The organism is Bacillus sp. FJAT-25509 (assembly GCF_001420605.1).
GTDB lineage: Bacteria > Bacillota > Bacilli > Bacillales > Bacillaceae_G > Gottfriedia.
On sequence record NZ_LJIZ01000026.1, the window covers coordinates 44,908 to 69,834 of the forward strand.

A 24,927-nucleotide genomic window follows, 5' to 3' on the forward strand; every position below is an offset into this window, starting at 1 on the left:
AACAAAAAGAAGAAGAAAGATTACTCATGAGAGGTTCATGAGGAAATATAACAACAAAAAGAATCAAAATGGTTACTCATGAGAGGTTCATGAGTAAGTAAAACTACAAAAAGCTGTAAAATGGTTACTCATGAGAGGTTCATGAGGAAGTAAAACAGCAAAAAGCTGCAAAATGGTTACTCATGAGAGGTTCATGAGGAAGTAAAACAGCAAAAAGAAGCAAAATGGTTACTCATGAGAGGTTCATGAGGAAGTAAAACAACAAAAAGAAGCAAAATGGTTACTCATGAGAGGTTTATGAGTAAGTAAAACAACAAAAAGAAGCAAAATGGTTACTCATGAGAGGTTCATGAGTAAGTAAAAAACAAAAAATCCGTAATTTCTTACACATTAAGAATTCGATCAAGTTAAGGGAAAATAAAGGTGGAGGTTTTATCATATTAAGTGTAGATAAGGCTAGGTATATTAATGGTAGGACAAGCTTAGAAGAAAATTAATCCAGAGTGTACAATGATAACCAATTTTTTAATTCAAAGCCCCTGAATTTAATATTTCAAAATACTGTACATGAGGATGAACTAGTGACCTTAATCAATTCTACATTGGTTATACACTAAACCTTATCAAAGCAAAAAAAGAAAGGGCTTTTGCCCTTTTTTTAATCGTAAATTTCTTATAATGCTGCTCTTAATAAGTTTTTTTACGGAACTTACCTTGGCCACCAACTTGTTTGAAGTTTGCAGACATTCTGTCAGACATTTCAACAAATTGACTTTTTTTACTTCTACCAAATATTTTTTCGCCGATCGCGTTTGTAAACACACCATTAAGTGCAGTAATTCCAATTACTAACACTGCAACAATCAATAGATCAGTTATGTAAGCTGCCATTAGATTAGCCTCCTAGGAATGTAAGCGTTACTATTATTGTATTAAAAAATTGATGAAATAGAAAGAATAAATAAACTTTTTCATAATAATTATTTTCGGGCTATTTATAAAGCAATCAAGCTTTTAGTATTGTAATTTTTAGGATTAAAGTTGTGTGAAATGAAAGGCGTACTTGACTACTTTGGATAATGTTGTGGGGGAGGTGAGGTTATAGGATGGAAAAGAGGATGAAATATGGATGCAGGTTTGACTCACAGTTAGTGAGGTATATGATGAGAAAAATCAGCTTTCACATACGTAAAATAGATGAAAGAAATTAGCCTATATTTTACTTAAGAATTTACTGAAAATTGTACACCTTTTGTATAGGTTTTTTTAAATTTTTTTACAAATTTGTATATATTTATTTAGCACAATACTGTATAATGGTGAACATAGTGGTAGATTAAACTAATTATAATTAACCAATTCTTATAAATTAATACACATAACTATATTCCTTTTTTTTAAAAGAGTAGTTAGGGGGAGAGCAAAATGGTAATTTTGTATAATTCACCAAGTTGTACGTCTTGTCGAAAAGCAAAAATGTGGCTAGAAGATAATAATATTCCTTATAAAGAAAGAAATATTTTTTCAGAACCATTATCAATTAATGAGATTAAACAAATTTTACGTATGACTGAAAGTGGTACTGATGAAATTATATCAACAAGATCAAAAATTTTCCAAGAATTAAATGTAGACTTAGAAAGTCTTCCTTTACAAGACTTATATGAAATCATTCAAAAATACCCTGGTTTACTTAGAAGACCGATCATTATTGATGAGAAACGTTTACAAGTTGGTTATAATGAAGATGAAATCAGAAGGTTTTTACCGCGTTCAGTTCGCACATATCAATTACGTGAAGCACAACGTTTAGTTAATGAGTAAATCTTTGTTTTGAATTGTGAAAAAAATTACAATTCTTGATTAAGATTCTCAATCATATTGAACAAATACTTATTCATATTATATAAAAAGCTGTAAAAAGTTAAATGCATACTTTTTACAGCTTTTTTTTAACAACTAGGATGTTCGCTTTCGGTATCGAATATTATTAAAATAATAACCTATGACAATGGTAAAGATTATACAAGATGAGCCGACAATTAATTCCATATCGTTTCGTCCGTTTATATATTGACTGATAAATGGCTCGTCTATTAACATTTTGCTAGCTGTTATTGAAAGAACAGAAGCCCCTACAAAACTCAAAATTGGATATCTTTCTAAAAACCATAAAACGATTTTACTTCCCCAAATAATTATTGGAATTGAGATGGAAAGACCTAAAATGACTAATGATGGCTTTCCGTTTGATGCCCCAGCTATTGCTAATACGTTATCAATCCCCATAACTAAATCAGCAAATACAATTGTACGAATTGCATGGAAAACTGTGTAGTTCTCCTTTATAGAAGGGTTGTCATCCTCCTGGATAATTAATTTGCAAGCTATGTACAAAAGTAATATTCCGCCAATTAAATGTAAGAATGGGACTTTAAGGACGAAAATTGCACATATTGTTAGGATAATTCGTAAAACAATTGCGGTAATACTACCGAAAATTATCGCTATGTTACGTTGCTTATATGGTAATTTTCTACATGCTAATGCAATGACAATAGCATTATCTCCGCCTAAAACAATGTCGATAATAACAATCATTAAAAAGGACCATATATAATGAAGATCTATCATGAATTCACCTCTCTTATTAAAAGCTTTAAATGATTGTCCTAATATTAATAGGTATATGATGATTTTTAAAAAATAGGTGAATTTTATTTCCAAAATTTTAATTTGTATCATAAAATATAATTGTAGTTACTATTCGCATTTAATAAATTTTCATGGTAAGATAGATAAAAATTTACTTATTAAAGCTAAATTTTTAAGAGTATTTTTCTAATTTACTATTTCAGAATTTTATATTTAACATAAAATTCTTTTACTTTATTTATTCTATTTCGTCTAACGCAATTACTTGTTGTTCATTAAAGGAGGGGGAAAACAAATGGAAATAGAAAGAATTAATGAAAATACGTTTAAGTTCTCCATATCCTACTTAGACATCGAGGAGAGAGGTTTCTCTAAAGATGAAGTATGGTTAGATCGAGAAAGAAGTGAAGAGCTTTTCTGGGAATTAATTGATGAAGCGCATTTGACTGAGGAATTCATTGCTGGTGGCCCCCTATGGATTCAGGTACAGGCACTAGACAAGGGTTTAGAAGTTGTTGTAACAAAAGCTGTGATTTCTAAAGACGGCAAAAAAGTAGAAGTGAATTTAGGTGAAGGAGAAAAGAATTTAGAAATTCCATTTATCTCTGTAGATGATGACGATGATTCAGATGAAGATGATGATGACGATATTTTTGAATCGATGGATGAAGAGGAAACTGAACTTATTCTTTCCTTTAAAAATCTTGAAGACATTATTTCTTTATCACATGCTGTTAATCAAGAATCATTTGAAAGCACACTATATTCCTTCCAAGATTATTACTATCTTTATGTTAAATTTGAAGAAGAATTGCTTGATGAAATTCAAGTCGAATATTTATCATCTATGTTACTTGAATATGGTCATCGTTCAAAAGTAACTATACATGTTTTAGAGGAATACGGAAAATTGATTTATGAAAAGACAGCTTTACCTCATTTTAAATCAATTTTTCCATTATTGTAATAGCCGATGCCTTAGGGATCGGTTTCTTTTCTTTATAAAGGAGAATATTGATGCAATTTCGATTAAAGATTTTAATATTTTTATCAATTGTAGTATGCATTTTATATTTTGCTTCTCCAACTATTAAATTCATTTGGTTAATGAATTTTGCATTTTTTGAGAAATCTACTATTTTTAGATTAATAAGTATCATGTTCTCGATAACAGCTATAGGTGTATCGATTATTATTTTCCTTGAAAATAGAAATCCTGCTAGAACTTTAACATGGATTATACTTTTAGCTATTTTCCCGTTATTTGGTTTTGTTTTTTATTTAATTTTTGGACAAAATTACAAAAAGAAAATGGTCTATCGAAAAAAGGCAATTAATGATCAAAATGCAAATGGTTTAATTAGTGGATCCGAAGATGTAGAAGTGAAAGATTTTATAGCGCAAAATCAAAGATTAGAGTATCTAATAAATATTGCAGCTAAACAGAGTAATACTCCAGTCACGATGAATACTTTTACAAAAGTTCTTACAAACGGAAGTGAAACCTTTCCAAAAATAATTGAGGAACTTAAAAAAGCAAAGCACCATATTCATATCGAATTTTATATAGTAAGAAATGATGAGATTGGTAATCAACTAAAAGATATTCTAATTGAAAAGGCACAGAATGGAGTAAAGGTACGATTTCTCTATGACGCTGTAGGCAGTTGGAAATTATCAAGAAATTTTGTTAAAGACTTACGAAAAGCTGGTGTAGAAATACTACCATTTTCTCCAGTTAAAATTCCAGTTTTAAATGATACGATTAATTACCGAAACCATCGGAAAATTATCGTTATAGATTCGAATGTAGGATTTGTTGGAGGATTAAATATTGGAGATGAGTATTTAGGGAAAGACCATTATTTTGGAAAGTGGCGAGATACCCATCTATACCTTAATGGAGAAGGTGTACGAACACTACAATTCATATTCTTGCAAGACTGGTATTATATGACGAATGAGTTAATTGATGACAAAGAGTACTTTGACATTAATGCTAGTAGTTATTCTTCAAAAGGAGCAATTCAGCTTGTTTCTGGTGGACCAGACCGAAAGCATGAAGTGATAAAAGAGTTATTTTTTGCGATGATTACAAGTGCAAGGAAAAGTATATACATTGCTTCACCGTATTTTGTGCCCGATGAAGATATTTTAACTGCTCTTAAAGTTGCAGCAAATGGTGGGGTAAAAGTAAAAATTCTAATGCCTGATCGCCCTGATAAGAAAATCGTATTTTATGCCTCACGTTCGTATTTTCCAGAGTTATTAGAAGCAGGTGTAGAAATCTATGAATATAGACAAGGATTCTTGCACAGTAAAATATTGATTGTAGATGATGAAATCGCATCTGTTGGCACGGCAAATATGGATATGAGAAGTTTTCGTTTAAACTTCGAAGTCACTGCATTTTTATATTTAGAAGAAAGTATTAATCATTTAGTTAATGATTTTAATAATGATATCCGCGATTCTGAAGCAATTATATTTAAAGATTTTAAAAAGAGACCTATATACAAAAGGATATTTGAATCATTATCAAGATTAATGGCACCACTTTTGTAATGAGCTATCTTATTGATAGAACATTGATAGAACATTTTTATAATATTTCATATAGTCAAAAAGCCTACCGAATAGAAATTCAATATTTGGTAGGTTTTTTATTTGAAAAATCGTTTTTAATTTTTTTGAAGGAAAATACGAAAAGGATAGTGAAGTTATTTGGAAAGGTGGTAGTGAAATATGATCGTCGCATTAAATACAGCAGAGCATACTATTAATTTATTTGAAGTTAAAAAGACAGAGGAATTATTAAGATTAAAGCAAAACGGACCATATTTTTGCCCGGTTTGTAAAAAGCAAGTGAGGCTTAAAATTGGAGTAAAGAAGGTAACTCATTTTGCACATATAGATTTGTCTGAATGTGAAAATGAAAAAAAAGAGAGTATTGACCATTATAAAGGGAAGTTTGCTTTGTACCAATTTTTTAAAAGGTTTAATGTAAATGTTGAGGTTGAAAAATATATACCTGAATTAAATCAAAGACCTGATTTATTAATTAGATTAAATACAATTCAAATATGTGTTGAATATCAATGTTCGGTTATTCCTTTAGAAATAATGATAAAGAGAACAAACTCTTTTAAAGATAGTGGAATGAAAGTTTTGTGGATCTTACATGACAAACTATTAAATCAAAAAAGATGGTCATCTTTCTATATTAATTCCCTTTCTATTTATTCACTTGTTAGAATTAACGTTTTTTCCCTTCTCTTCTATAATCCTACATTACAATCATTTACAGTGCTTTCCTCATTAATAGCATTTTCTCCGGTCCAATATATTGGTCAAAAGGACGTATTTCCAATCAACAATTTCAGTCTTAATGAATTTTTATCTCCAAATAGAATTGATAAAAAGGTATTTGTCTCTAAATGGAATCGTTTAAAAAAGGATTTTAGACTATATCAACATTTGCATACTAAAGGTAATTTAAAGGTTTTTAAACAGTATTTATACAATGCAAATATGAATTATTTTCCCGCGGTAATTGGGGTTCCATTAGAAAGTAACTGCATAATTAAAGAACATTGTATCTTTTGGCAGGGGCAAATATATTTTAAATTTTTTCATGAAGTAGAAATTGGACAACTAATCTTTACTGATAAAATAATTCAGTCTGTAAAAATGGAAGTACAGTATGGTAATTGGAGAGTTAATCAATTTCAAGATAATGAAATTGATAATTTGGAGAAATGTGTAGAAAAGTATATTGACTTTTTAGTAAAAATTAGAATCGTAAAACGTATTAAAAATGGTAAAATAATGAAGATAGCTAATGCTATTATTCCAACATCATTCCAACAAGCATTGGATGAAGACTGTCTGAGCGCTAATACAGCATTTGATTTGTTGTTTAATGCAAGAACTGATTCAAATGATTATTAATATCAGACGCTGGAATGTTATTAATACTAATAATAATTTTAGGGGGATCAGACATGCTAGAACAAAAAGCTGTTAAAAAATTACCAACTAGAAGTGAAGTTCAAGAAGAATTAACTTGGAAGTTGGAAGATATTTATGAAACAGATGCAAAATGGGAAGCAGAGTATAAAAAAGTACTTGAATTAATCCCATCGTTTTCAGAGTTTAAAGGTAAATTAGGTGAGTCATCACAAACACTTTTAAATGCATTAAAAAAACAGGATGAAATTTCGTTTTTATTAGGTAAATTGTATACATACTCTCATATGCGTTACGATCAAGACACAACAAATTCTACATACCAAGCTTTAGATGATCGTGCGAAAAATCTATACACTAAGGCTGGAAGTGCAATGTCATACTTCGTGCCTGAATTATTAACAATTTCAGAAGATACATTGAAAAAGTTTATTAAAGAAAATGATGAACTGAAATTGTACGAGCACTCTTTAGAAGAAATTTTAAAGCAAAAACCACATGTTCTTTCAGCAGCTGAAGAGGAAATTATGGCACAAGCATCTGAAGTGTTATCTTCTTCTAGCAATACGTTTGGAATGTTAAATAATGCGGATTTAAAATTCCCGACGATTGAAGACGAGAATGGTGAAGAAGTAGAAATCACACATGGCCGTTATATTCATTATTTAGAAAGTGCAGATCGTCGCGTTCGTAAAGAAGCTTTTGAAGCGGTTTATCATACGTATGATGCGTATAAAAATACTTTTGCAAGTACTTTAAGTGGTGCTGTAAAGAAAGATAATTTCAAAGCAAAAGTTAGAAAATATGATAATGCTCGTCATGCAGCATTAAGTAATAACGAAATTCCTGAAGTTGTTTATGATCAATTAGTGTCTACAGTAAATGAGCATTTAAATTTATTACATCGTTATATTGCTATTCGTAAAAAAGCGTTAAAGCTTGATGAAATTCATATGTATGACTTATTTACTCCATTGGTAGAAGAAGTAAAAATGGAAGTTAAGTATGATGAAGCAAAAGAAATTTTATTAAAGGCATTAAAACCATTAGGTGATGAATATGTTGAAATTCTAAAAGAGGCATATGAAAGCCGTTGGGTAGATGTTGTAGAAAACAAAGGAAAACGAAGCGGAGCATACTCTTCTGGTGCGTATGGTACGAACCCATATATCTTAATGAACTGGCAGGACAATGTAAATAATTTATTTACATTAGCACATGAATTTGGTCATTCAGTGCATAGTTATCATACTCGTAAAAATCAACCTTATGTTTACGGTGATTACTCAATCTTCGTAGCTGAAGTTGCTTCTACTTGTAATGAAGCTATTTTAAATGATTATTTACTAAAAAATACGGAAGATCCTAAACAAAGACTTTATTTACTAAACCACTATTTAGAGACTTTTAGAGGAACTGTATTCCGTCAAACGATGTTTGCAGAGTTTGAACATCAAATCCACGTATTAGCTCAAAATGGTGAGGCATTAACACCAGATCTATTAACAAAAACATATTACGAGCTTAATAAAAAATATTTTGGTGACGAGATTGTAATCGATGAGTTAATTGGTTTAGAGTGGAGTAGAATTCCGCATTTCTATTACAATTACTATGTTTACCAATATGCAACAGGATTCAGTGCAGCGACAGCACTCTCAAAACAAATTCTAGAAGAAGGCGAACCAGCAGTTGAGAGATACCTTGGCTTCTTAAAAGCAGGAAGCTCGGATTATCCAATTGAAGTATTGAAAAAAGCTGGCGTTGATATGACTTCTTCACAACCCATCGTAGAAGCATTGAAAGTATTTGAAGAAATGTTAAACGAAATGGAAGAACTTCTATTTAACAAATAACTTACTTAAACAAACACATGTAGCATCAAACCTATATGTGTTTGTTTTTTTAACCTAACTTTTTCTATATCTTTATACCTACTATTTTGTGTCTAAAATGTGAAATATTTCTCAAATGGTTGCCAAACTCTAAAATAAATTGTATTATAAGGGTGTGAATTACTTCACAAACACAAATACCCCTTTGTTGAACGTGAAAATTTCTCCCATCCCCTTGATGTAAAATATTACATCAAAAAAATGACCTAGCGAAAGCTAGGTCTTTTTTTTATTTCTTAAACAACATACTGATAATAAATTTGATCTTTTTGGACAATTTTCTTAACTTTTCTACGTAGGATTAATTTTTTTAATTCTAACTCCATACATTGAGTGGATTGTTCGTAAATCATACATAGTTCTTTAATCGTAACAAATGGTTGAAATTTAATAAATTCAGCTAAATCAGGTAGTTCTCGTTTTTCTAACTTTTTATTAGTCATTAGTTCTAATATTTTTACATAAGTCTGATAGCTTTCAAAACCAGAAACTTTCAAGCCTTCTTCTTCAATATTTTCATTAAAAAATACAACGCTTGGAATTTCAGTTACATGCATTTCTTTCGTAACTTTAATATCACATTGCAAAGCTTTAATAGAGTGTGTACTGTGTAAATCTTCCATAAACTCTTTTACATCAATATTTATATCTTTAGCACATTCGATAAGAACATCTTGATCTGTAATGTCTAAATCCTTCAAGAAATAATATTCTTGTAACTTCTTTAAGTAGCTAACGCCAGCTACTCTACCTTGAAGCTCAGCTGCTTTTAATGCAATTGCAGAGTAGTATGGGTAAAGTTCTTTATTATCAATCCATAAGTGATCGTCGCAAAGGATATCCGATCTGCTAGCTGTCTTCTCCCACACGAATGCAAGCTGTGAAGGTCGTTTTTCTAATAGTTTTTTAGTAGTGTAATATCGATTAACTGGAATATAAGTAGATGAAAAATATTGACCATATTCTAAGTGAAACTTTTTTAAAATTGTACTAAAATCCCAACAATTTCTACAAAGTGGATCTATGAATACATACAATTCAATCGATTTTTTTGTACAATTCTGCTCGGGAAGCGTGATTGATTCATTTTTATATTGTTTGTCATTCATATATTTCACCCTTAATGCAATTCATTCGTCCGTACTATAACAGACTTGAAAATTAATTTGTAAGATATAACACGTTTGTTCTCTAATGGTATTGTAGCAACGGATAGTTAATATTTCAAATATGATGCACTATTTTTCATTAATCTATTAATATTTCCTTAATTCATTTAAGTAAGGTAGTAAAATGGGGCAGTCCCAAAAGCCTGATTGATTTCAAAATCAATTACTGAAATGGATATTAAAAACTAAAAATGTAGTCTGGTTTACAAGTAAGGAGTTTTTCTAAATTGCTCATACTAAAAAAACGCCGATATATACCCTTTTGGTTTTTTCGACGTTTAAAAGTAACTAATTACGTTGTGCTATTTAAATTAAAATGGTACTCAGATGTCAGTTAGTCTGATTTCCTTGTTTTACATTAAAAAAGCGTCTAATTTTATTTAATGTTTTACGCCTAGGAATTTGAAGATTTTTTAACAGATTGATAAACTGTTGTTTACCAATGTTTTCATCCGAAACTTCGAATTCTAACTCAAAATCCTCATGATTTAAATATGTACTGTGGTCTAAAACTAATAGTCCGTTTTCGTATGGAAATTCTGCTCTGTTTGTTGTTAAGTCACCTATTAATACTAGGGAATTTAAGTTTAATTTTACTTCGTTAATATATTCTTTTACTTCTCCTTCTGGAAGAACGTATGTTTTTAGCATAGCTGATGCTTCAGTTTCACTAATTTTTTGATTAATTTCTAAATGTCCGACTGCTTGTTTTATTTTTAAAGTTAATGTAAATGAAGTTAGGGACTTTTTGCGGATTCTTAACGCTCCACCATGTTCTTTAATTGCAAAATCAGGTGTCTCAAAATAATAATTAGTTTGTGATTCGAAACTCGACTCGTTAATTTGGAAATAGGATTTTAGCTGTTCAAATTCCTCTTTTGTTAATAAGTTCTTAAATTCAATTTCAATTTCTTTAGCCATAATTAACTCCTTCTATTTAGTATTATTTTTGTTATTGTATGTGCTAGTCGTCGTCTATTTTCTATTTGATATGTTACAATAGAAATGGTCAAAATTAAATAAAATACATACATTAAAAAGGTTGAGGTTTCAGTGATGAGAAAAATGCTTGAAATAAATGGAATAAATATAAATGAAGATGGTTTATTTCTATTAATTGACGATACAAAAATGAATTTAGAACAGTGTCATGAAGTAGGAACAATGATTGCAGACTCAGATCAAAGTTCACTATTGTATATATTAGAAGAAAATGAAGAATTTGTATATGTTACAGTTCCTTCTGAGTATTGGTCGGACTTGAAAAAAGCAAATGATCAAAAGTTAAACGTATTTTTAAAGGTCGGTGAAAGGAGTCTTTCACTAAATAATTGGAATGATGAGTTAACTTATTTAATCCAAAATGTTGAAGGGAATTTTAACTATGGAGAAGAATTTGTTAAGCAAGTTCAAAGCGCATTTTTAGAAGAGAAGTAAGTTGGTGGTGATTGGATGAATGGTCAATGGGAAAGTTTTTTAGCACCTTATGAACAAGCAGTAAGTGAATTGAAAGTAAAGTTAAAAGGGATTAGAAAACAGTTTGAAGAAACTAATCAGCATTCCCCAATTGAGTTTGTAACTGGAAGAGTTAAGCCTATTCATAGCATTGTTAATAAGACGATTAGAAAAGGAATTCCATTAGCGAATTTAGAAACTGAATTACAGGATATTGCCGGTCTGAGAATGATGTGCCAATTTGTAGAAGATATTAAAAATGTAGTTGAGCTTCTTCGCAAACGGAAAGATTTTACAATTGTAGAAGAGCGTGATTATATTACAAATAAAAAGGATAGCGGATATCGTTCTTATCATGTAGTTGTTGAATATCCAGTTCAAACAATTGAAGGTGAACGAAAAGTTTTAGTTGAAATTCAAATAAGAACACTTGCGATGAATTTTTGGGCAACAATAGAGCATTCTTTAAATTATAAGTATAAAGGGAAATACCCTGAAAATATTCATGAACGATTACAAAGAGCGGCTGAAGCAGCGTTTCTATTAGATGAAGAAATGTCTCTTATTAGAGGAGAGATTCAAGAGGCGCAAGCAGAGTTTTCGAAAAAAAACGACCAGTAAGGAAAGGACGAGAAAATGAAATTCGTAATTATGTCTAAGGGCGATCAAGAGTCCAATGAACTGATGAAACGAATGAGAGATTATTTAGAGAGTTTTAATTTTAAATTTGATGAAGAAGAGCCTGAAATCGTCATATCTGTAGGTGGCGATGGGACTTTACTTCATGCTTTTCATCATTACACTCATCTTCTCGATAAAGTTTCTTTCGTAGGGGTTCATACTGGGCATTTAGGGTTTTACGCAGATTGGGTACCAAGTGAGGTAGAAAAGCTTGTTATTGCAATTGCGAAGACTCCATTTCAAGTAGTTGAATATCCTTTATTGGAAGTGATCATCCGTTATAAGGATGGAAGAAAAGAAATGCAAACATTAGCTTTAAATGAATGTACGATAAAAGGTCTTGAAGGTACATTAGTGATTGATGTTGAAATAAAAGGTCAGCATTTTGAGACATTTAGAGGTGACGGTCTTTGTATTTCTACACCTTCAGGTAGTACAGCGTACAATAAAGCACTTGGTGGAGCAATTATTCATCCATCAATTGAAGCGATTCAAATTGCTGAGATGGCATCAATTAATAATCGAGTTTTTCGTACAATTGGTTCACCTCTTGTTTTACCGAAACATCATACATGCTTACTGAAGCCTGTAAGAAACGCAAATTTTCAAATTACATTAGATCATAAAACAATAGTGCATCAAGATGTTAAATCGATTCAATGTCGAGTAGCTCATGAAAAAGTCCGTTTTGCACGTTTTAGACCTTTTCCATTTTGGAAGCGTGTCGTTGATTCTTTTGTTAAATAAAAATGGTGAAGAATATGAAGCGATTTAATTTATCATGGGAAGTAAAAAAAGAGCATAATGGAATTTTACTTAGAGAGTTTCTTAAATTAAAGGAGCTCTCTAAACGTGCTCTCACAGATATAAAATTTCAAGGTGGAGAAATTACCGTAAACGGTGAGGAAAAAACTGTCCGTACAATTTTAAAAGAATTAGATCTTGTAAAGATCTATTTTCCAATCGAGAAACCAAGTGAGGAACTTATAGCTGAAGATATTCCTTTTGAAATTGTTTATGAAGATGATGCTGTATTAGTCATAAATAAACCTTTTGGAATACCAAGTATACCTTCTAGAGAGCATCCTAGTGGAACCCTTGCAAATGGATTATTATTTTATTATCAAACAATTGGGCTCCAATCGACCATTCATATTGTAACTCGATTAGATAAAGATACTTCGGGATTAATGTTAATTGCTAAAAATCGTTATATTCATTATTTGTTTTCGAAAAATGAATTAAAAAATGTACAAAGAAAATATTTAGCAATTGTTCATGGACAAATGAATGATACAGAAGGGGTAATACGAGCAAAGATTGCTAGGAAAAGTGATAGTATTATCGAGAGAATTGTTTCTGAAGAGGGGCAAGAAGCAATCACACATTTTAATGTCCTTGTCGTAAATAGAGACAGCTCGGTTGTTGAATTAGAATTGGAAACAGGTCGAACACATCAAATCCGCGTACATATGGCTTCGATTGGACATCCATTAGTCGGGGATGACTTATATGGAGGTAATACTGATCTATTAAAAAGACAGGCGTTACATAGTTATCAATTGTCATTTATTCATCCGATTGATCATACGGAAAAAAACTTTGAAATCGCTTTACCTGTTGATTTAAAGAGCTTATTGGAATCGTGAATGTCAAGTAATAAATTTGTCTAAATTTTGTATAAATTATTGACAATTTATGAAATATAGATTATTTTTAGTATGTAGTGTTTCTCCATGGGGATGGAAGAGACTAATATATTAAGCTGATAAGTGAGCGCTTACATTATCAGCAAAAAAGTAGGTTCCGATTAGAAACCTACTTTTTTTGTATCTATTTAAGCTAAAATATTCTATTAAAGGGTCATCATGACTTTCCTAAACTCTGCTTTCTTTTTCTTCGTAAAAACTAAATTTTTCTTCAATGTATGGCATTGAAGATTGTACTTGAGTATATGTACGTTCTGGATACGAAAATGCTGTTAGTTTACCACCAAAGACAGCGCCAGTATCAATATTAATTGTATTATTTAATTCTCTTGGTTCCTTAATAGGAGTATGACCATATACAATTAATGCTTTACCTTTATACTCTTTAGCCCAATCTTTTCTTACGGGCATTCCATTTGGAAGCACTTCACCGTTAATATCTCCATATAAAACGAATGTTTTAACATTATTTGAATGCTTACCAATCATGTCCTCACGTATACCAGCATGACTAACAACTAATTTTCCATTGTATAAAACATTATAAAGTGGAGAACCTTCATAAAGTTTTATAAACGATGTTTGATAATGGCTCCTCTCCTTATCACTAACTGACTCTAATTCAGCAACTGTTGTTTCAAGTCCATGTTGAATTTTTACGTTGCGACCAAGAAAATAACGATAAAGTTTATTACAATGATTCCCTGGTGAATAATGTGCTTTCTTATGCTTCATCACAAGTTCATATACTACTTTTATTACTGCAAGCGAATTAGGTCCTCGATCCGTTAAATCACCAACAAAAACTAACTTTCGATTTTCAGGGTGAACAGGAATATTATTCTCCCACGAATAACCAAGTTTTTTAGTTAATTCAACAAATTCATTATAACAACCATGAATATCACCTATAATATCGTATTTCATTCTATCAATCCTTTTAGTCTGTTATTTCAACAAGTAATATTCGTAGTATGCCCCAAAAAAAGCAGCGTCAAAGAACTTTCCAAGTAGCGATATTGCTAAATAAAAAAAGAAGGGGTAAAGATCTTCATTAGATCTTTACCCCTGTCTTTTTTGTTTCTCTACTCTATCAGAACATATATTTATTTGTTCTAGATCTTACATTAAGGATGAATCCAATTGCAAGTAGGTTAGTTGCTAGAGAACTTCCTCCGTAACTTACGAATGGTAGAGTAATCCCTGTAATCGGTAGTAGACCAATCGTCATACCAATATTTTGGAAAATCTGGAAAGTAAACATTCCGACTACACCAGCACAAAGATAACTACCAAATTTGTCGTTACTTTCTAAAGCAATATGAATCATGCGATAAATTAATAAGAAGAATAATGAAATTACTATACTTGCTCCTATGAACCCGTATTGTTCACAGATTACTGTGAAAATAAAATCTGTATGTGGTTCAGGGAAGTATGCTTCACCGTGATGGAACCCTTTACCAGTAAGTAAACCAGAACCAGCTGCCATTAATGCTTGAGTAAGCTGATATCCTTGAGAAGGATATTCATACGGTGCTAACCAACCGTAAAAACGATTTAACTGGTATTCCTCAAGTATATGCGAAGTGAAAAATTCAAAATGATAAAAGTATAGATAAACCATGAAAGCACCAAGACAAATCGTTAATACAACTAGTCCAAGAATATAGCGCCAACGAATTCCAGAAACTAAAATCATTGTTGCGATAATTGCGCACATAACCATTGTATTTCCTAAGTCAGGCTCTTTCGCAATTAGTAGTAAAGGAGGTAATGAAATACCGAATATTTTACCTAATAGTAAAATATCTTCTCTTTTTCCACGAACAGCGTACGTTTCATTATGTCTTGAAATAATCGTTCCTAAAATAATGATCATAAAAATTTTCATTAATTCAGATGGTTGGAAGTTACCGATACCAGGTAATGTGTACCACGCCGTTGCACCTTTGATAGTTTTAGCACCTGGGATATGCAGTTCTAATCCAAGTAGCAGGAGTAGTCCAATTCCATACATATACCAAATAACATTTTTATATCGATCAAAATCAATAATCATAATTAAAGCAATACCAACAAGTCCAATGATATACCATTTAATTTGTTGTCCAGCGAAATTGATGTTTCTTAGATTTGCAGGAAGGCTTGGCATTGCACTAGTAATTGCAAGGTAACTTACAGCGGCAATACAAAAAAGGATAAAAAGTAATTTGAAATCAATTTGAAAGGGAGATGTACGGTCTTCCTTCATGTCCTCACCTCTCTATAATAAGTATTATTAGTATGCTTTTAAATAGGCACATTTAATGTACGACAATCATCATTATAATTTATTTTCGCCCTTAAAGGAATTCAAAACTATAAACTCTTTTTAAATAAACTATTATATTTATATTTTTCACTTTAAAATATAAATCGGCAGCTAGGAATAGTACTCGACGTGGTAGCCAATTCTAGGAACAAAGTATAAGTGCAACTATGCCTCTGACTTCGCCTAAAAGGCTCGTCAGTCGACGAGTTTTCTTTATGTGGATAAAGCTAGATATAACTTTACTATTTTCAATTCATCGTATTTGTGCTACTATTTTAGTATCTAGTACTAATAACTAATAATAAAGGAGATGAATAATATGATTTCATTGCAAGGCAAAACTTTTGTTGTTATGGGTGTTGCAAACTTCCGTAGTATCGCTTGGGGTATTGCACAATCATTACATAGCGCGGGAGCAAATTTAATTTTTACATACGCAACTGAAAGATTAGAAAAAGGTGTTCGTGAATTATCTGACTCATTAGAAAATCCAAACAATCTTTTAGTTCAATGTGATGTAACTAGTGATGAGGATTTAGCAAAATGTTTTGCATCAATTAAAGAGCAAGTAGGCAAAATTCATGGTGTAGCACACTGTATCGCTTTTGCTAATAAAGAAGATTTAAAAGGTGATTTTGTAGACACAAGCCGTGATGGGTACTTACTATCACAAAACATTAGTGCTTACTCTTTAGTAGGAGTAGCTCGTGAAGCAAAACCATTAATGGTTGAAGGTGGAAGCATTGTTACGCTAACATACTTAGGTGGAGAGCGTGTAATGCAAAACTATAACCTAATGGGTGTATCTAAAGCAGCTCTAGAAGCTTCTGTACGCTATTTAGCAAACGATTTAGGGAAAGACAATATTCGCGTAAACTCAATCTCTGCAGGGCCAATCCGTACGCTTTCTGCAAAAGGTGTTGGCGACTTTAATACAATCTTAAAAGAGATCGAAGAAAAAGCTCCATTACGTAGAAACGTAACACAAGAAGAAGTAGGAGATTCTGCCTTATTCTTATTTAGTGACTTAGCAAGAGGTATTACTGGAGAAAACATTCATGTTGATTCTGGATACCATATAATGGGATAAGAAGAGCAAGAAAAATAGAAGTCTTTAATGGCTTCTATTTTTTTTCGTGTTTTTAATGAACATACTTTAACTAAGGTTCTTGAGTAAGTAAGAGAGCGAGAAGACGAAAATAACATACTCATAAGGTGTTCATGAGTAAGTAAGAGAGCGAGAAGACGAAAATAACATACTCATAAGTGTTCATGAGTAAGTAAGAGAGCGAGAAGACGAAAATAACATACTCATAAGGTGTTCATGAGTAAGTAAGAGAGCGAGAAGACGAAAATAACATACTCATAAGGTGTTCATGAGTAAGTACAACAGCGAGAAGCAGAAAGTAACTAACTCATCAGATTAGAACGGATGTTGCTCATCTCAAATTGGAGATGAGGGAAGGCTAAAGATCCCTTTGGAACGAAATAGCTCAGCTCATGCTCCTATTTAAAGCGTACATCCTGGAGTGGAAAAAAGCGTCCTTCCTTTTCCTTATATAGGTAAACATTCGGTTAGGGAAATTAACCTGACATATTAGTCAAATAAAAAAAGTGCCTTCTTATGATGGTCATAAATAGGCACTTATCTATTTTAAATGTGGCATTTTAATTTTAATTAATTCTTACGGAATAAAAATTGATTTTAAGTGACGAAGACCTACTAATTTGCTTTCTCCTCTAGATGTAGTCAACTCTATGAAATTTGAGTCAATGGAACTCAACTTACCTATATATTCGTAATTTTCTCCACTGTTCATTACGACTAATTCACCAATCAACTTATTTAATTGAACGTCTAACGTGCGTGCTAAAGGGATATTAGAAGGATTAACAGGTAATAAATTATGACTTAACATATAAGGGGTTTTTTCAGTGAGATACGGGGTTAACCACTTTAAATGCTGTAGGGATATATACATGATTTTATAAATCGGTGAATAGAATACGAAGTAATTATTCATGATGGTTGTAATAAAGCCATGAAAAGAACGATTATTTGAGAGATTAATTTCTACAAAAATCCCTTTGGCAGCAGTTAATACTTTACGTAAAGATAACTCATCTTTTTCGTGTTCTAATTCTTGTAGGGAAGGGACAACACCAAAGGATTCTTCGAGTGTACTTTCACTAAGATTATGAATATGAAGTAGTGGAATATAAAGGAAATTTTCACCATTGAAAACAACTAATAAATCATTTCCAACTTCAATTAAGATTCCATCAACATTACTGTTACCAGATATTTCAATTGTAACTTGTTTGTTGAGAAAATTTTTGAAACTTGCCATGATTTTCTCCTTTCTTAAAAAGATAAATCATTATTATTCAGACATGTTCATTTCTGAAAAAGGATTTTCAATTTTATTAATATGGACATATCAATTAGGATGATAGTTTGTCTAAATAAAATCAATCATTTCATCTAAAGGTTGGCAAGGTAGATAGTGCCTGTCTTATATGAATGAAAAAAGATTATTAAGTTTGAAAATTTTATAGATGGATCAGTTATTTCATAACAGCATACTTCCAATGATCTATTGATTACCACTCAAAATTAAGTATAGTTTCAAATTACTTTATAATGGTTTTACATAATTAGAATGGCATCGAGGGTCAAAGTTTTATAAAAAAGGGTCGTTTTATTTCATAAAACGACCTTTCTAAACATTATTTTCTTCTTCTTAATGTTTGGCTTGTCGTATTACTTCTTTCGTAAACTTCAAATTTTTCTCCGAAACTTACACTTTTTACATGATAAGTAGCAATATACACTAGTTCATCGTTAAAAGAAATTTCTACATAATCATGGTTTGCATCAAGAAGAATGCCTTCAACTTTGTCGTGGCCACCGCGATTAATTTTTACCCATTGTCTAACTTGAGAATTTAATAAGTCTACAAAACTCTCGTTTGGTAATAATTCAATCGTATTGTACATTTCATCAAAAGATAATTTACCTTTAGCAAATGAAGTTACGCTTTTAATATGAGTATAAGGGAAGTAGATTACACCTTCAGCCTCTGTAAAAAGAGCAATATGTGTTCCAAATGCACCAATTAATAAACCTTCTTTAGATTCATGACCTCCTCGACCAATTCTAACTCCTTTACCTACGAATACTGAGAATAACTCTTTATTCACTTTTTCATCGCTCCTTGTTTTTTCTGTGCGGTTACAATGTATTTATATGTGCCCTGTCAATTGTTTGTACTAGGATATTTGTCCAATTTATATGAATATGTATAAAATTAGTCAAGTGTTGATAGGCAAATATTTCGTATTTCTATCAAATTTGTAGGTTACTTGTTTGAGAAAAAAGTAACATGATAAATATTGTCTGTTCATATAATTTATGAGAGCACACTTACGAGGGAGGAACAACAATGGCAAGAAAAGAGTCTAAAGAAGGTGTAAAGCCATTATTATATATTGCGCAGCCGGATTTTCAAGAAGCCAAGTTGAACGTACAACACTCTTATGTGGTCAAAGTAAATAATCAGGATCAAAAACAAAAGGATAAAAAATATGTAGCTCCTAAATACGAAGAAGTTGAAGAACTAGAAGAAGTAGAGGAATTAGAAGTTGTTGTGAATTTAGATGAACAAGAAGAGCAGCAAGAAGAACAGCAAGAAGAACAAGTCGAAGCAGACAATGCTTGGATGAAAAAACCATTTAAAGCTATGACGAATGAAGAAAAAGTTTTATTTATGATTAATAAGCCTCATTATATTCCAAAGGTTGAGTGCCGAATTCGAACAGAAAAAGATTTATTTATTGGCTATATTATGGGTTACAACGAAGGAAAGGTTTCAATTAAGGTTTCTTCAAAAATAAATGATATCGAATTGGATATTCAAAGTATTGTAAGTATTCAAATGGTAGGTATTTAAGGCGTTAAAAAGGTGGTAGATACATGATCTACCACCCATAGTTTTTTAGTTTACATTAAACTTACAGATTTGAAACGTGTACGTCACGTAAGCATTGGATTGCACAGAAGCAATCTAAGTCAACAGTTACACAAGTGTTTGAAGCAACAAACATGTCAGATTCTACTAATTCGCAGAAAGTATTTTGATTTTGATTTTTGTTTCCGCCGCCTTGGTTTTGTTTAACTGGAACTAGTGCTCTTAATACTGCACAGCAATCTTCATCTACACTTTCAACACGGAAAACAACTGTATCTTGGCAATTGTTGACTTGAGCGTTTTTGTTTTGGTTTTGATTGCCGTCTTGATTTTGATTATTAGCTTGTTGAGCCATAACTGCCATCATATTATTATTAAATGCTGGTACTCTAAATAATTCACCGTTTGCTAAATACAATAGGAAAGGGCGAGTATTTGCAAGAGGGACATTAGGGTTAGCACCTAAGAATGGAACGTCACAACCTGTTGGGCAAGTGTGTGTTGCGCAATCTTGTAGATCGTTTATGAATTTTACAACGTCACATACACAGTGGTTTCTTTTTTTGTCGTGGTTGTCTTTGCAACTCATCTTTTTCACTCCTTATCACTTTTAGATGGATATTACATTAACTATGATATTAAGCAGGCGAAAAACGGTTACTGAAGATTATTGCTTTTTTAGATAAATGGGCTTAGGAGCAGAGTAGTACAGTTAAAGCTAGAAGGACAAAGAAGAGATTAGATCTGTAAAAGGGGAATAGGGAGAGTAAAAAAGAGAAGGGGAGGAGAAGGGTTGGAAGGGATTAGAGGAGCATAAACGTAGGGTAAGGAAGTGAGATTATTTACCCCTTGCATCCATATCCCATGTCCTTCGTACTTAACATGGATATAAGTTGGTTGTTGCTATTCATCTTAATTTTGGCAAGCTTTCGATTGACTCGTTTAGTTGTTCACGATAAAATAACAGCTTTTCTAAGAAGACCTTTTATTGATGAAATAACTCTTGAAGAAAATGGGATGCCAGTTACTTATACAAAGATTAAAGGAAGTGGAATTCAATACTTTTTTGGTGAGTTATTAAGTTGTACTTGGTGTAGTGGAATTTGGTGTACAGCGTTTTTACTATTAATATATGTGTTCTTCCCACATGTGGGAGAGTTCATCATCATTTTATTAGCTATTGCAGGGGCAGCAGGCGTAATAGAAACGATTGTTAATAGACTGAATTCGTAATTTTAGGTAGAACGATTGAAAATTCCTTTCATATACTATTATGAATAGACTTATATAGGAGGGAAGATATGTATAATCAAGGTCAAGGTCAAATGACTCCTTATCAATGGCAACAACAACAACAACAGTACCAAATGCAACAACAAATAATGCAACAACAACAAATGCAACAACAAATGAATCAAGCGAACTATAACCCATATTACCAAGGCGCTCCGGCCGGCTATGTGAAAAAATCAGGTTGTGGCTGTGGCAGTAGAACAACTAGACGATAATCCATAAAAATAGGTGAGCATATTTTGCTCACCTTAATTTTTTGTACTTATTTATGATAGTTGGCAATATTATTTTTTATTAATAAAACGTCGAATTAATCTTGATGAATTAGCTTTTTTCCCTCTTCTTTTTTGAAGAATCGATAAGTATAATAGCTTTCTAGCTCTTGTACATGCCACATAAAGAAGGCGACGTTCTTCTTCTAGTTGATCTGAGTTGCCATTTTTTAAAGATTCTAAAGCATAATCATGAGGGAATCCGCCGTCTACAACACCTAGAATATAAACATAATCATACTCTAATCCCTTTGAACGGTGAGCTGTTAAAAGCGAAATATTACCTTGTGATGACTGATTTTTTTTCTGCTTATATTCTTTAAATTTAGCAGAGATATGAAATGCGTGATCAACAAACTCTCTAATTGATTTGAAATTTTTGCTTACGACTTTTAAATCTCTTAAATCATCAGAAGGTCGTTCGATTTTATTAGACTCATTTCCACGTTTTTTAATATAGTCCATAAATGCTGGACTTTCTTCAATTCGCTCAATTGCATCTAAAGGAGATGCATGTTTTAAATAACGTAAAATCTTTATCAGGTTTTCAATTTTTTTAATTTGAAATGGTGCTGCACTTTTAATAGTAGTGAATGCCTCTAAGAAAGATAGATTTTGCATAACACTATTCATTTTCGCATCTTGAAATGCTTGTTGTTTTAGAAAAAAGACAGGTAATATTTCCTTCAATGCTGCTTGGTGATCCTCATCTCCTATTAATAGTAGGAAAGAGATCATTTTTCGAATAATCGGTCGATCATAAAATGAGTCACCATCTTGATCGATTGTAAACGGTAAGCTTGTTCCAATTAATCGTTCAAAAACAGCCCTTGATGCAGTATTAGTGCGATACAAAATTGCAAATTGTCCTGGATTTGCACCGTTATTAATTTTTTCTTTCATATCATTAATAATCATCGTTGCTTCTTCTTCTTCATCGTAAGGAAAGAAGAAAGAAGGTACTTGATCGTAGTCATATTGAGCATGCATTGATTTGACAAAGCGGTTTTTATTAGGCTTAATAACTTCGTTTGCTAATGATACAATCCCGTGGGTGGAACGATAATTTTCACTTAAATGATAAATTTTAGATCCTTGGAAATGCTCTTTAAAGTCTAAGATAAACCTAGGGTCACTTCCTCTAAACGCATATATTGACTGATCATCATCACCAACAGCTGTAATGTTTTCTGTATGTTGAAATAGGATTTTTAGAATATTGAATTGGATTTTATTAATATCTTGAAACTCATCCACTAATAAACATTTAAATCGATTTTGATAATGTAAAAGTAATTCATTATTTTCATTTAACATTTCAAAGCAACCGAGTAACATATCGTCAAAATCAAATTGACCGTTTTGCTTTTTTAATGATTCATAGCCTTCATAAAGAGAAGTAACTTGTTCTTCCCAAGCATCTTTTGATCTAATCTCATGTGGATAAACACAAGAGTTCTTCCATAAGCCGATTTGTTGAATAGCTTGGTCGTATGCAAATGATTTTTCATCAATTTCAAGTCGTCGACCAATTTGCTTTAACATGATCTCCTTTTGAAAATCCGATTTAATTAATCGACTTGAATCCCATTTTGCTCGATCAAACCGTAAAAGCATTTTATAGAAAATACTATGAAAGGTACCGATTTCCATTTGTTGAATAGGGTAACCTAGACCTTTCATTCGTTCTTTCATTTCTGCAGATGCTTTTGACGTGAATGTTACGAGCATCATTTCATGCGGGAGTATACCGCTATTCATTAAGTGCATTGCTCGTGTTGTAATGACTCGTGTTTTACCACTTCCGGCTCCAGCAAGTACAAGTAATGGCGAACCGATATGTGTAACAGCATTCCATTGTTGTGAATCTAATGAAATTTGATTGATTACAAATTCATCCGTTTTTTGTTCATTTTTTTTATATGGTGGAATATTGTAAAAAGGTAGTCTGTTAATAAATTGATTTTCATCTATTTTTTCGATTGTAGCTGTATTTGAAATCGAACGCTTAGTAGGTAGTTTAATAATACGATCGTTAGTATTTTCGGTAGTAGAATTATTATGTTCAAATCTAGCAACAATTTCTTGCTCCAACTCTACGGTATGATTTATACATGCTAGATTTTGCTCTTTGTTTATATGATAAAAATGAGGAATATCATAAATAGTTAATGTGAAGCTTAATTTTTGATGGCAATTAACACATTTAACTTCCCCGCGAATACTGGCTTGATATATTTCCTCATATCTTGATCGAGGGAATTCTGGTAAATAGATTGATTGATTTTGATAGTTTGCAATTTTCATTATTTTCCCCCTTAAAATTAAAGCAGACTCATCTATGTTACCAAAAAGATTTGTGTACGAAAAGTGAATTTTAATGGGAAAAAAGTATCTTTTCATCTGGATAGAACTAAATACATTAGTATGATCGTTATTTGTCACATAGCCTCGAGTATAGTTTTTTATTTTCCCATGAAAAAACTATGATTCAATTGAATCATAGTTTTAAGTGTGTTTAATTTAATTTTAGTTTCATTTCGGCATGAGGAATACCAGCTTCAAAAAATATTTCGGAAGAGATTGCATAACCTAATTTTTCATAAAAAGGAATGGCAGATTCTTGTGCGTGTAGGACTAATTGATTTAAGCCTTTTTCCTTTGCAGTTTTATGAATTAAGTACATAATTTCATTCCCAATTTTTTTTCCTCGATAGTTACTTAAAACGCAAATTCGCTGAACTTTTCCAGTCGATTCGATTAATCTAAGTCGACCTGCAGCAATCGGCTGTTCTCCATCGTATGAAACAAAATGTATACATTCTTCGTCAAGGCCATCAAACTCTAATTCTCTTGAAATTTGTTGTTCCTCTACAAAAACTTCTACTCGTACTTTAAGAGCGTCTTGTATACTTGAGTCTGTTGCTGCGACGATTGTGCGAATGCTCATTTTTTTGCTCCTAATTTAAATGTTTCATACACTTCCCAAGCACCGTTTTCTAATTGGTAAACTAATTTAAAGTTATCTACTACTTCATTGTAACTAAATTGAATCATACGTAACTGGCCTAGAATATCAGCAAATTCAGCATCTTGTAATTGCTGACCGATTGTAATATGCGGTATGAAAGCATAATCTTTTATTTCTGGGAAAGCGCCAGTGTGCATTTTTTCATGAAGCTCTTTTAATGCTTCAACAGGTGTAACTTTTAAATAGATGACATTATTAACTGGTGCAAAAGAACTTACTTTATTAATTTCCAATTCAAATGGTTCAATTTGACTCGCAATTTCATTTAATTGTGAAATAATATTTGGAAGTTGCTCTTCGTTTAATTCGAATCCACTTCTTAATGTTACATGAGGAGAGATTAACGTATAAGCTGGATCAAAACGTTTTCTATACTCATTAGCCTTTTCTTGAACGAAATTAGATGGGAAAATAACAACGCCACATTTCATAAAAATTACCTCCTGTTTGCAATACTTTATATTTTAATTTGAAAAAATTAACAAAATAAAAATAACTAATTTTAATTATACC

Annotated in this window: 25 protein-coding genes; 13 read left to right on the forward strand and 12 right to left on the reverse strand. The window is 31.6% G+C overall.

The genetic code is table 11. The annotated features are described in order from the left end of the window. Window positions 1-687: 687 nt before the first annotated feature. Window positions 688-891, reverse strand: coding sequence for a hypothetical protein (locus AN960_RS16440; RefSeq protein ID WP_056473635.1), 204 nt, complete (start codon window positions 889-891; stop codon window positions 688-690). Between the two features lie 534 nt (window positions 892-1,425). On the opposite strand from AN960_RS16440, the gene spxA reads away from it, so the two are divergent. Beyond that, entirely contained in the window at window positions 1,426-1,824 is a 399-nt protein-coding gene (gene spxA / locus AN960_RS16445) for a transcriptional regulator SpxA (RefSeq protein WP_056473638.1), read from the forward strand. A gap of 135 nt (window positions 1,825-1,959) precedes the next feature. Here the strand turns inward: spxA and AN960_RS16450 are convergent, their stop codons facing one another. Further along, a complete protein-coding gene (locus tag AN960_RS16450) occupies window positions 1,960-2,631 on the reverse strand; it encodes a TerC family protein (RefSeq protein WP_056474234.1) in 672 nt (223 codons plus the stop codon). 319 nt (window positions 2,632-2,950) lie between these two features. Here AN960_RS16450 and mecA point away from each other — a divergent pair, with 319 nt between their 5' ends. The 4 genes from mecA to pepF all read left to right on the forward strand — a co-directional run bounded on the left by mecA (window position 2,951) and on the right by pepF (window position 8,480). Continuing rightward, the gene (mecA, locus tag AN960_RS16455) at window positions 2,951-3,622 is read left to right on the forward strand and encodes an adaptor protein MecA (RefSeq protein ID WP_056473639.1); all 672 of its coding nucleotides are present in this window, start codon (window positions 2,951-2,953) and stop codon (window positions 3,620-3,622) included. A 50-nt stretch (window positions 3,623-3,672) separates the two neighbouring features. Further along, a complete protein-coding gene (cls, locus tag AN960_RS16460) occupies window positions 3,673-5,220 on the forward strand; it encodes a cardiolipin synthase (RefSeq protein WP_056473642.1) in 1,548 nt (515 codons plus the stop codon). A gap of 180 nt (window positions 5,221-5,400) precedes the next feature. After that, the gene (locus tag AN960_RS16465; protein ID WP_056473643.1) at window positions 5,401-6,606 is read left to right on the forward strand and encodes a competence protein CoiA; all 1,206 of its coding nucleotides are present in this window, start codon (window positions 5,401-5,403) and stop codon (window positions 6,604-6,606) included. A 53-nt stretch (window positions 6,607-6,659) separates the two neighbouring features. Further along, a complete protein-coding gene (pepF, locus tag AN960_RS16470; RefSeq protein ID WP_056473646.1) occupies window positions 6,660-8,480 on the forward strand; it encodes an oligoendopeptidase F in 1,821 nt (606 codons plus the stop codon). Between the two features lie 275 nt (window positions 8,481-8,755). Here the strand turns inward: pepF and AN960_RS16475 are convergent, their stop codons facing one another. Together AN960_RS16475 and AN960_RS16480 are read right to left on the reverse strand one after the other, a co-directional pair. Beyond that, entirely contained in the window at window positions 8,756-9,628 is an 873-nt protein-coding gene (locus AN960_RS16475) for a DsbA family protein (RefSeq protein WP_056473648.1), read from the reverse strand. 390 nt (window positions 9,629-10,018) lie between these two features. After that, complete coding sequence (locus AN960_RS16480) at window positions 10,019-10,609, reverse strand: CYTH domain-containing protein (RefSeq protein ID WP_056473649.1); 591 nt, start codon at window positions 10,607-10,609, stop codon at window positions 10,019-10,021. A 135-nt stretch (window positions 10,610-10,744) separates the two neighbouring features. On the opposite strand from AN960_RS16480, the gene AN960_RS16485 reads away from it, so the two are divergent. Genes AN960_RS16485 through AN960_RS16500 form a run of 4 tightly spaced genes read left to right on the forward strand, consistent with a single transcriptional unit; the run spans window position 10,745 to window position 13,473 of the window. After that, window positions 10,745-11,125, forward strand: a complete 381-nt coding sequence (locus tag AN960_RS16485; RefSeq protein ID WP_056473650.1) for a UPF0738 family protein — start codon at window positions 10,745-10,747, stop codon at window positions 11,123-11,125. A 15-nt stretch (window positions 11,126-11,140) separates the two neighbouring features. Continuing rightward, on the forward strand, window positions 11,141-11,764 hold the full coding sequence (gene yjbM, locus AN960_RS16490) for a GTP diphosphokinase (RefSeq protein WP_056473653.1): 624 nt from the start codon (window positions 11,141-11,143) through the stop codon (window positions 11,762-11,764). Between the two features lie 15 nt (window positions 11,765-11,779). Continuing rightward, window positions 11,780-12,571: an NAD kinase gene (locus AN960_RS16495; protein WP_056473654.1), complete on the forward strand. Its 792-nt coding sequence runs from the start codon at window positions 11,780-11,782 to the stop codon at window positions 12,569-12,571. Window positions 12,572-12,585: 14 nt separating this feature from the next. Continuing rightward, window positions 12,586-13,473: an RluA family pseudouridine synthase gene (locus AN960_RS16500; protein WP_056473655.1), complete on the forward strand. Its 888-nt coding sequence runs from the start codon at window positions 12,586-12,588 to the stop codon at window positions 13,471-13,473. Window positions 13,474-13,701: 228 nt separating this feature from the next. Here the strand turns inward: AN960_RS16500 and prpE are convergent, their stop codons facing one another. Both prpE and AN960_RS16510 read right to left on the reverse strand, forming a co-directional pair. Beyond that, window positions 13,702-14,460, reverse strand: coding sequence for a bis(5'-nucleosyl)-tetraphosphatase PrpE (gene prpE / locus AN960_RS16505; protein WP_056473656.1), 759 nt, complete (start codon window positions 14,458-14,460; stop codon window positions 13,702-13,704). 166 nt (window positions 14,461-14,626) lie between these two features. Then, window positions 14,627-15,787 (reverse strand): FtsW/RodA/SpoVE family cell cycle protein, encoded by a 1,161-nt coding sequence (locus AN960_RS16510; protein ID WP_056473658.1) that lies wholly within the window; start codon window positions 15,785-15,787, stop codon window positions 14,627-14,629. A gap of 379 nt (window positions 15,788-16,166) precedes the next feature. On the opposite strand from AN960_RS16510, the gene fabI reads away from it, so the two are divergent. Beyond that, window positions 16,167-16,937 (forward strand): enoyl-ACP reductase FabI, encoded by a 771-nt coding sequence (gene fabI, locus AN960_RS16515; RefSeq protein WP_056473660.1) that lies wholly within the window; start codon window positions 16,167-16,169, stop codon window positions 16,935-16,937. Window positions 16,938-17,532: 595 nt separating this feature from the next. On the opposite strand, the gene AN960_RS16520 is transcribed toward fabI, so the two are convergent. Next, window positions 17,533-18,198, reverse strand: coding sequence for a YwrJ family protein (locus AN960_RS16520; RefSeq protein WP_056473661.1), 666 nt, complete (start codon window positions 18,196-18,198; stop codon window positions 17,533-17,535). A gap of 379 nt (window positions 18,199-18,577) precedes the next feature. After that, entirely contained in the window at window positions 18,578-19,051 is a 474-nt protein-coding gene (locus tag AN960_RS16525) for a hypothetical protein (protein ID WP_056473663.1), read from the reverse strand. A gap of 242 nt (window positions 19,052-19,293) precedes the next feature. Between AN960_RS16525 and AN960_RS16530 the strand changes: the two genes are divergently transcribed. After that, the gene (locus AN960_RS16530; RefSeq protein WP_056473665.1) at window positions 19,294-19,800 is read left to right on the forward strand and encodes a CotO family spore coat protein; all 507 of its coding nucleotides are present in this window, start codon (window positions 19,294-19,296) and stop codon (window positions 19,798-19,800) included. 61 nt (window positions 19,801-19,861) lie between these two features. Here the strand turns inward: AN960_RS16530 and AN960_RS16535 are convergent, their stop codons facing one another. Continuing rightward, on the reverse strand, window positions 19,862-20,407 hold the full coding sequence (locus AN960_RS16535; protein WP_056473666.1) for a CotY/CotZ family spore coat protein: 546 nt from the start codon (window positions 20,405-20,407) through the stop codon (window positions 19,862-19,864). Between the two features lie 293 nt (window positions 20,408-20,700). Between AN960_RS16535 and AN960_RS16540 the strand changes: the two genes are divergently transcribed. Then, on the forward strand, window positions 20,701-21,051 hold the full coding sequence (locus AN960_RS16540; RefSeq protein ID WP_056474236.1) for a DUF1360 domain-containing protein: 351 nt from the start codon (window positions 20,701-20,703) through the stop codon (window positions 21,049-21,051). A gap of 68 nt (window positions 21,052-21,119) precedes the next feature. Then, window positions 21,120-21,326: a hypothetical protein gene (locus AN960_RS16545; RefSeq protein WP_056473669.1), complete on the forward strand. Its 207-nt coding sequence runs from the start codon at window positions 21,120-21,122 to the stop codon at window positions 21,324-21,326. Window positions 21,327-21,395: 69 nt separating this feature from the next. Here AN960_RS16545 and AN960_RS16550 read toward each other — a convergent pair whose 3' ends face one another. The 3 genes from AN960_RS16550 to AN960_RS16560 form a co-directional block, all read right to left on the reverse strand. Next, window positions 21,396-23,690: an ATP-dependent helicase gene (locus AN960_RS16550; RefSeq protein WP_056473670.1), complete on the reverse strand. Its 2,295-nt coding sequence runs from the start codon at window positions 23,688-23,690 to the stop codon at window positions 21,396-21,398. A 211-nt stretch (window positions 23,691-23,901) separates the two neighbouring features. After that, the gene (locus AN960_RS16555; RefSeq protein WP_056473672.1) at window positions 23,902-24,333 is read right to left on the reverse strand and encodes a GNAT family N-acetyltransferase; all 432 of its coding nucleotides are present in this window, start codon (window positions 24,331-24,333) and stop codon (window positions 23,902-23,904) included. Further along, a complete protein-coding gene (locus AN960_RS16560; protein ID WP_056473673.1) occupies window positions 24,330-24,845 on the reverse strand; it encodes a YjcG family protein in 516 nt (171 codons plus the stop codon). Before AN960_RS16560 ends, AN960_RS16555 begins: the two co-directional genes overlap by 4 nt. Window positions 24,846-24,927 lie beyond the last annotated feature (82 nt).

What these genes read in the sequence shown, in the direction of transcription:
- AN960_RS16520 (WP_056473661.1), bottom strand. Translation starts at nt 18,198, where the DNA reads ATGGCAAGTTTCAAAAATTTTCTCAACAAACAAGTTACAATTGAAATA.
- pepF (WP_056473646.1), top strand. Translation starts at nt 6,660, where the DNA reads ATGCTAGAACAAAAAGCTGTTAAAAAATTACCAACTAGAAGTGAAGTT.
- AN960_RS16555 (WP_056473672.1), bottom strand. Translation starts at nt 24,333, where the DNA reads ATGAGCATTCGCACAATCGTCGCAGCAACAGACTCAAGTATACAAGAC.
- yjbM (WP_056473653.1), top strand. Translation starts at nt 11,141, where the DNA reads ATGAATGGTCAATGGGAAAGTTTTTTAGCACCTTATGAACAAGCAGTA.
- fabI (WP_056473660.1), top strand. Translation starts at nt 16,167, where the DNA reads ATGATTTCATTGCAAGGCAAAACTTTTGTTGTTATGGGTGTTGCAAAC.
- mecA (WP_056473639.1), top strand. Translation starts at nt 2,951, where the DNA reads ATGGAAATAGAAAGAATTAATGAAAATACGTTTAAGTTCTCCATATCC.
- spxA (WP_056473638.1), top strand. Translation starts at nt 1,426, where the DNA reads ATGGTAATTTTGTATAATTCACCAAGTTGTACGTCTTGTCGAAAAGCA.
- AN960_RS16485 (WP_056473650.1), top strand. Translation starts at nt 10,745, where the DNA reads ATGAGAAAAATGCTTGAAATAAATGGAATAAATATAAATGAAGATGGT.
- AN960_RS16540 (WP_056474236.1), top strand. Translation starts at nt 20,701, where the DNA reads ATGGATATAAGTTGGTTGTTGCTATTCATCTTAATTTTGGCAAGCTTT.
- AN960_RS16465 (WP_056473643.1), top strand. Translation starts at nt 5,401, where the DNA reads ATGATCGTCGCATTAAATACAGCAGAGCATACTATTAATTTATTTGAA.
- prpE (WP_056473656.1), bottom strand. Translation starts at nt 14,460, where the DNA reads ATGAAATACGATATTATAGGTGATATTCATGGTTGTTATAATGAATTT.
- AN960_RS16545 (WP_056473669.1), top strand. Translation starts at nt 21,120, where the DNA reads ATGTATAATCAAGGTCAAGGTCAAATGACTCCTTATCAATGGCAACAA.
- AN960_RS16500 (WP_056473655.1), top strand. Translation starts at nt 12,586, where the DNA reads ATGAAGCGATTTAATTTATCATGGGAAGTAAAAAAAGAGCATAATGGA.
- AN960_RS16535 (WP_056473666.1), bottom strand. Translation starts at nt 20,407, where the DNA reads ATGAGTTGCAAAGACAACCACGACAAAAAAAGAAACCACTGTGTATGT.
- cls (WP_056473642.1), top strand. Translation starts at nt 3,673, where the DNA reads ATGCAATTTCGATTAAAGATTTTAATATTTTTATCAATTGTAGTATGC.
- AN960_RS16480 (WP_056473649.1), bottom strand. Translation starts at nt 10,609, where the DNA reads ATGGCTAAAGAAATTGAAATTGAATTTAAGAACTTATTAACAAAAGAG.
- AN960_RS16495 (WP_056473654.1), top strand. Translation starts at nt 11,780, where the DNA reads ATGAAATTCGTAATTATGTCTAAGGGCGATCAAGAGTCCAATGAACTG.
- AN960_RS16550 (WP_056473670.1), bottom strand. Translation starts at nt 23,690, where the DNA reads ATGAAAATTGCAAACTATCAAAATCAATCAATCTATTTACCAGAATTC.
- AN960_RS16440 (WP_056473635.1), bottom strand. Translation starts at nt 891, where the DNA reads ATGGCAGCTTACATAACTGATCTATTGATTGTTGCAGTGTTAGTAATT.
- AN960_RS16560 (WP_056473673.1), bottom strand. Translation starts at nt 24,845, where the DNA reads ATGAAATGTGGCGTTGTTATTTTCCCATCTAATTTCGTTCAAGAAAAG.
- AN960_RS16475 (WP_056473648.1), bottom strand. Translation starts at nt 9,628, where the DNA reads ATGAATGACAAACAATATAAAAATGAATCAATCACGCTTCCCGAGCAG.
- AN960_RS16510 (WP_056473658.1), bottom strand. Translation starts at nt 15,787, where the DNA reads ATGAAGGAAGACCGTACATCTCCCTTTCAAATTGATTTCAAATTACTT.
- AN960_RS16530 (WP_056473665.1), top strand. Translation starts at nt 19,294, where the DNA reads ATGGCAAGAAAAGAGTCTAAAGAAGGTGTAAAGCCATTATTATATATT.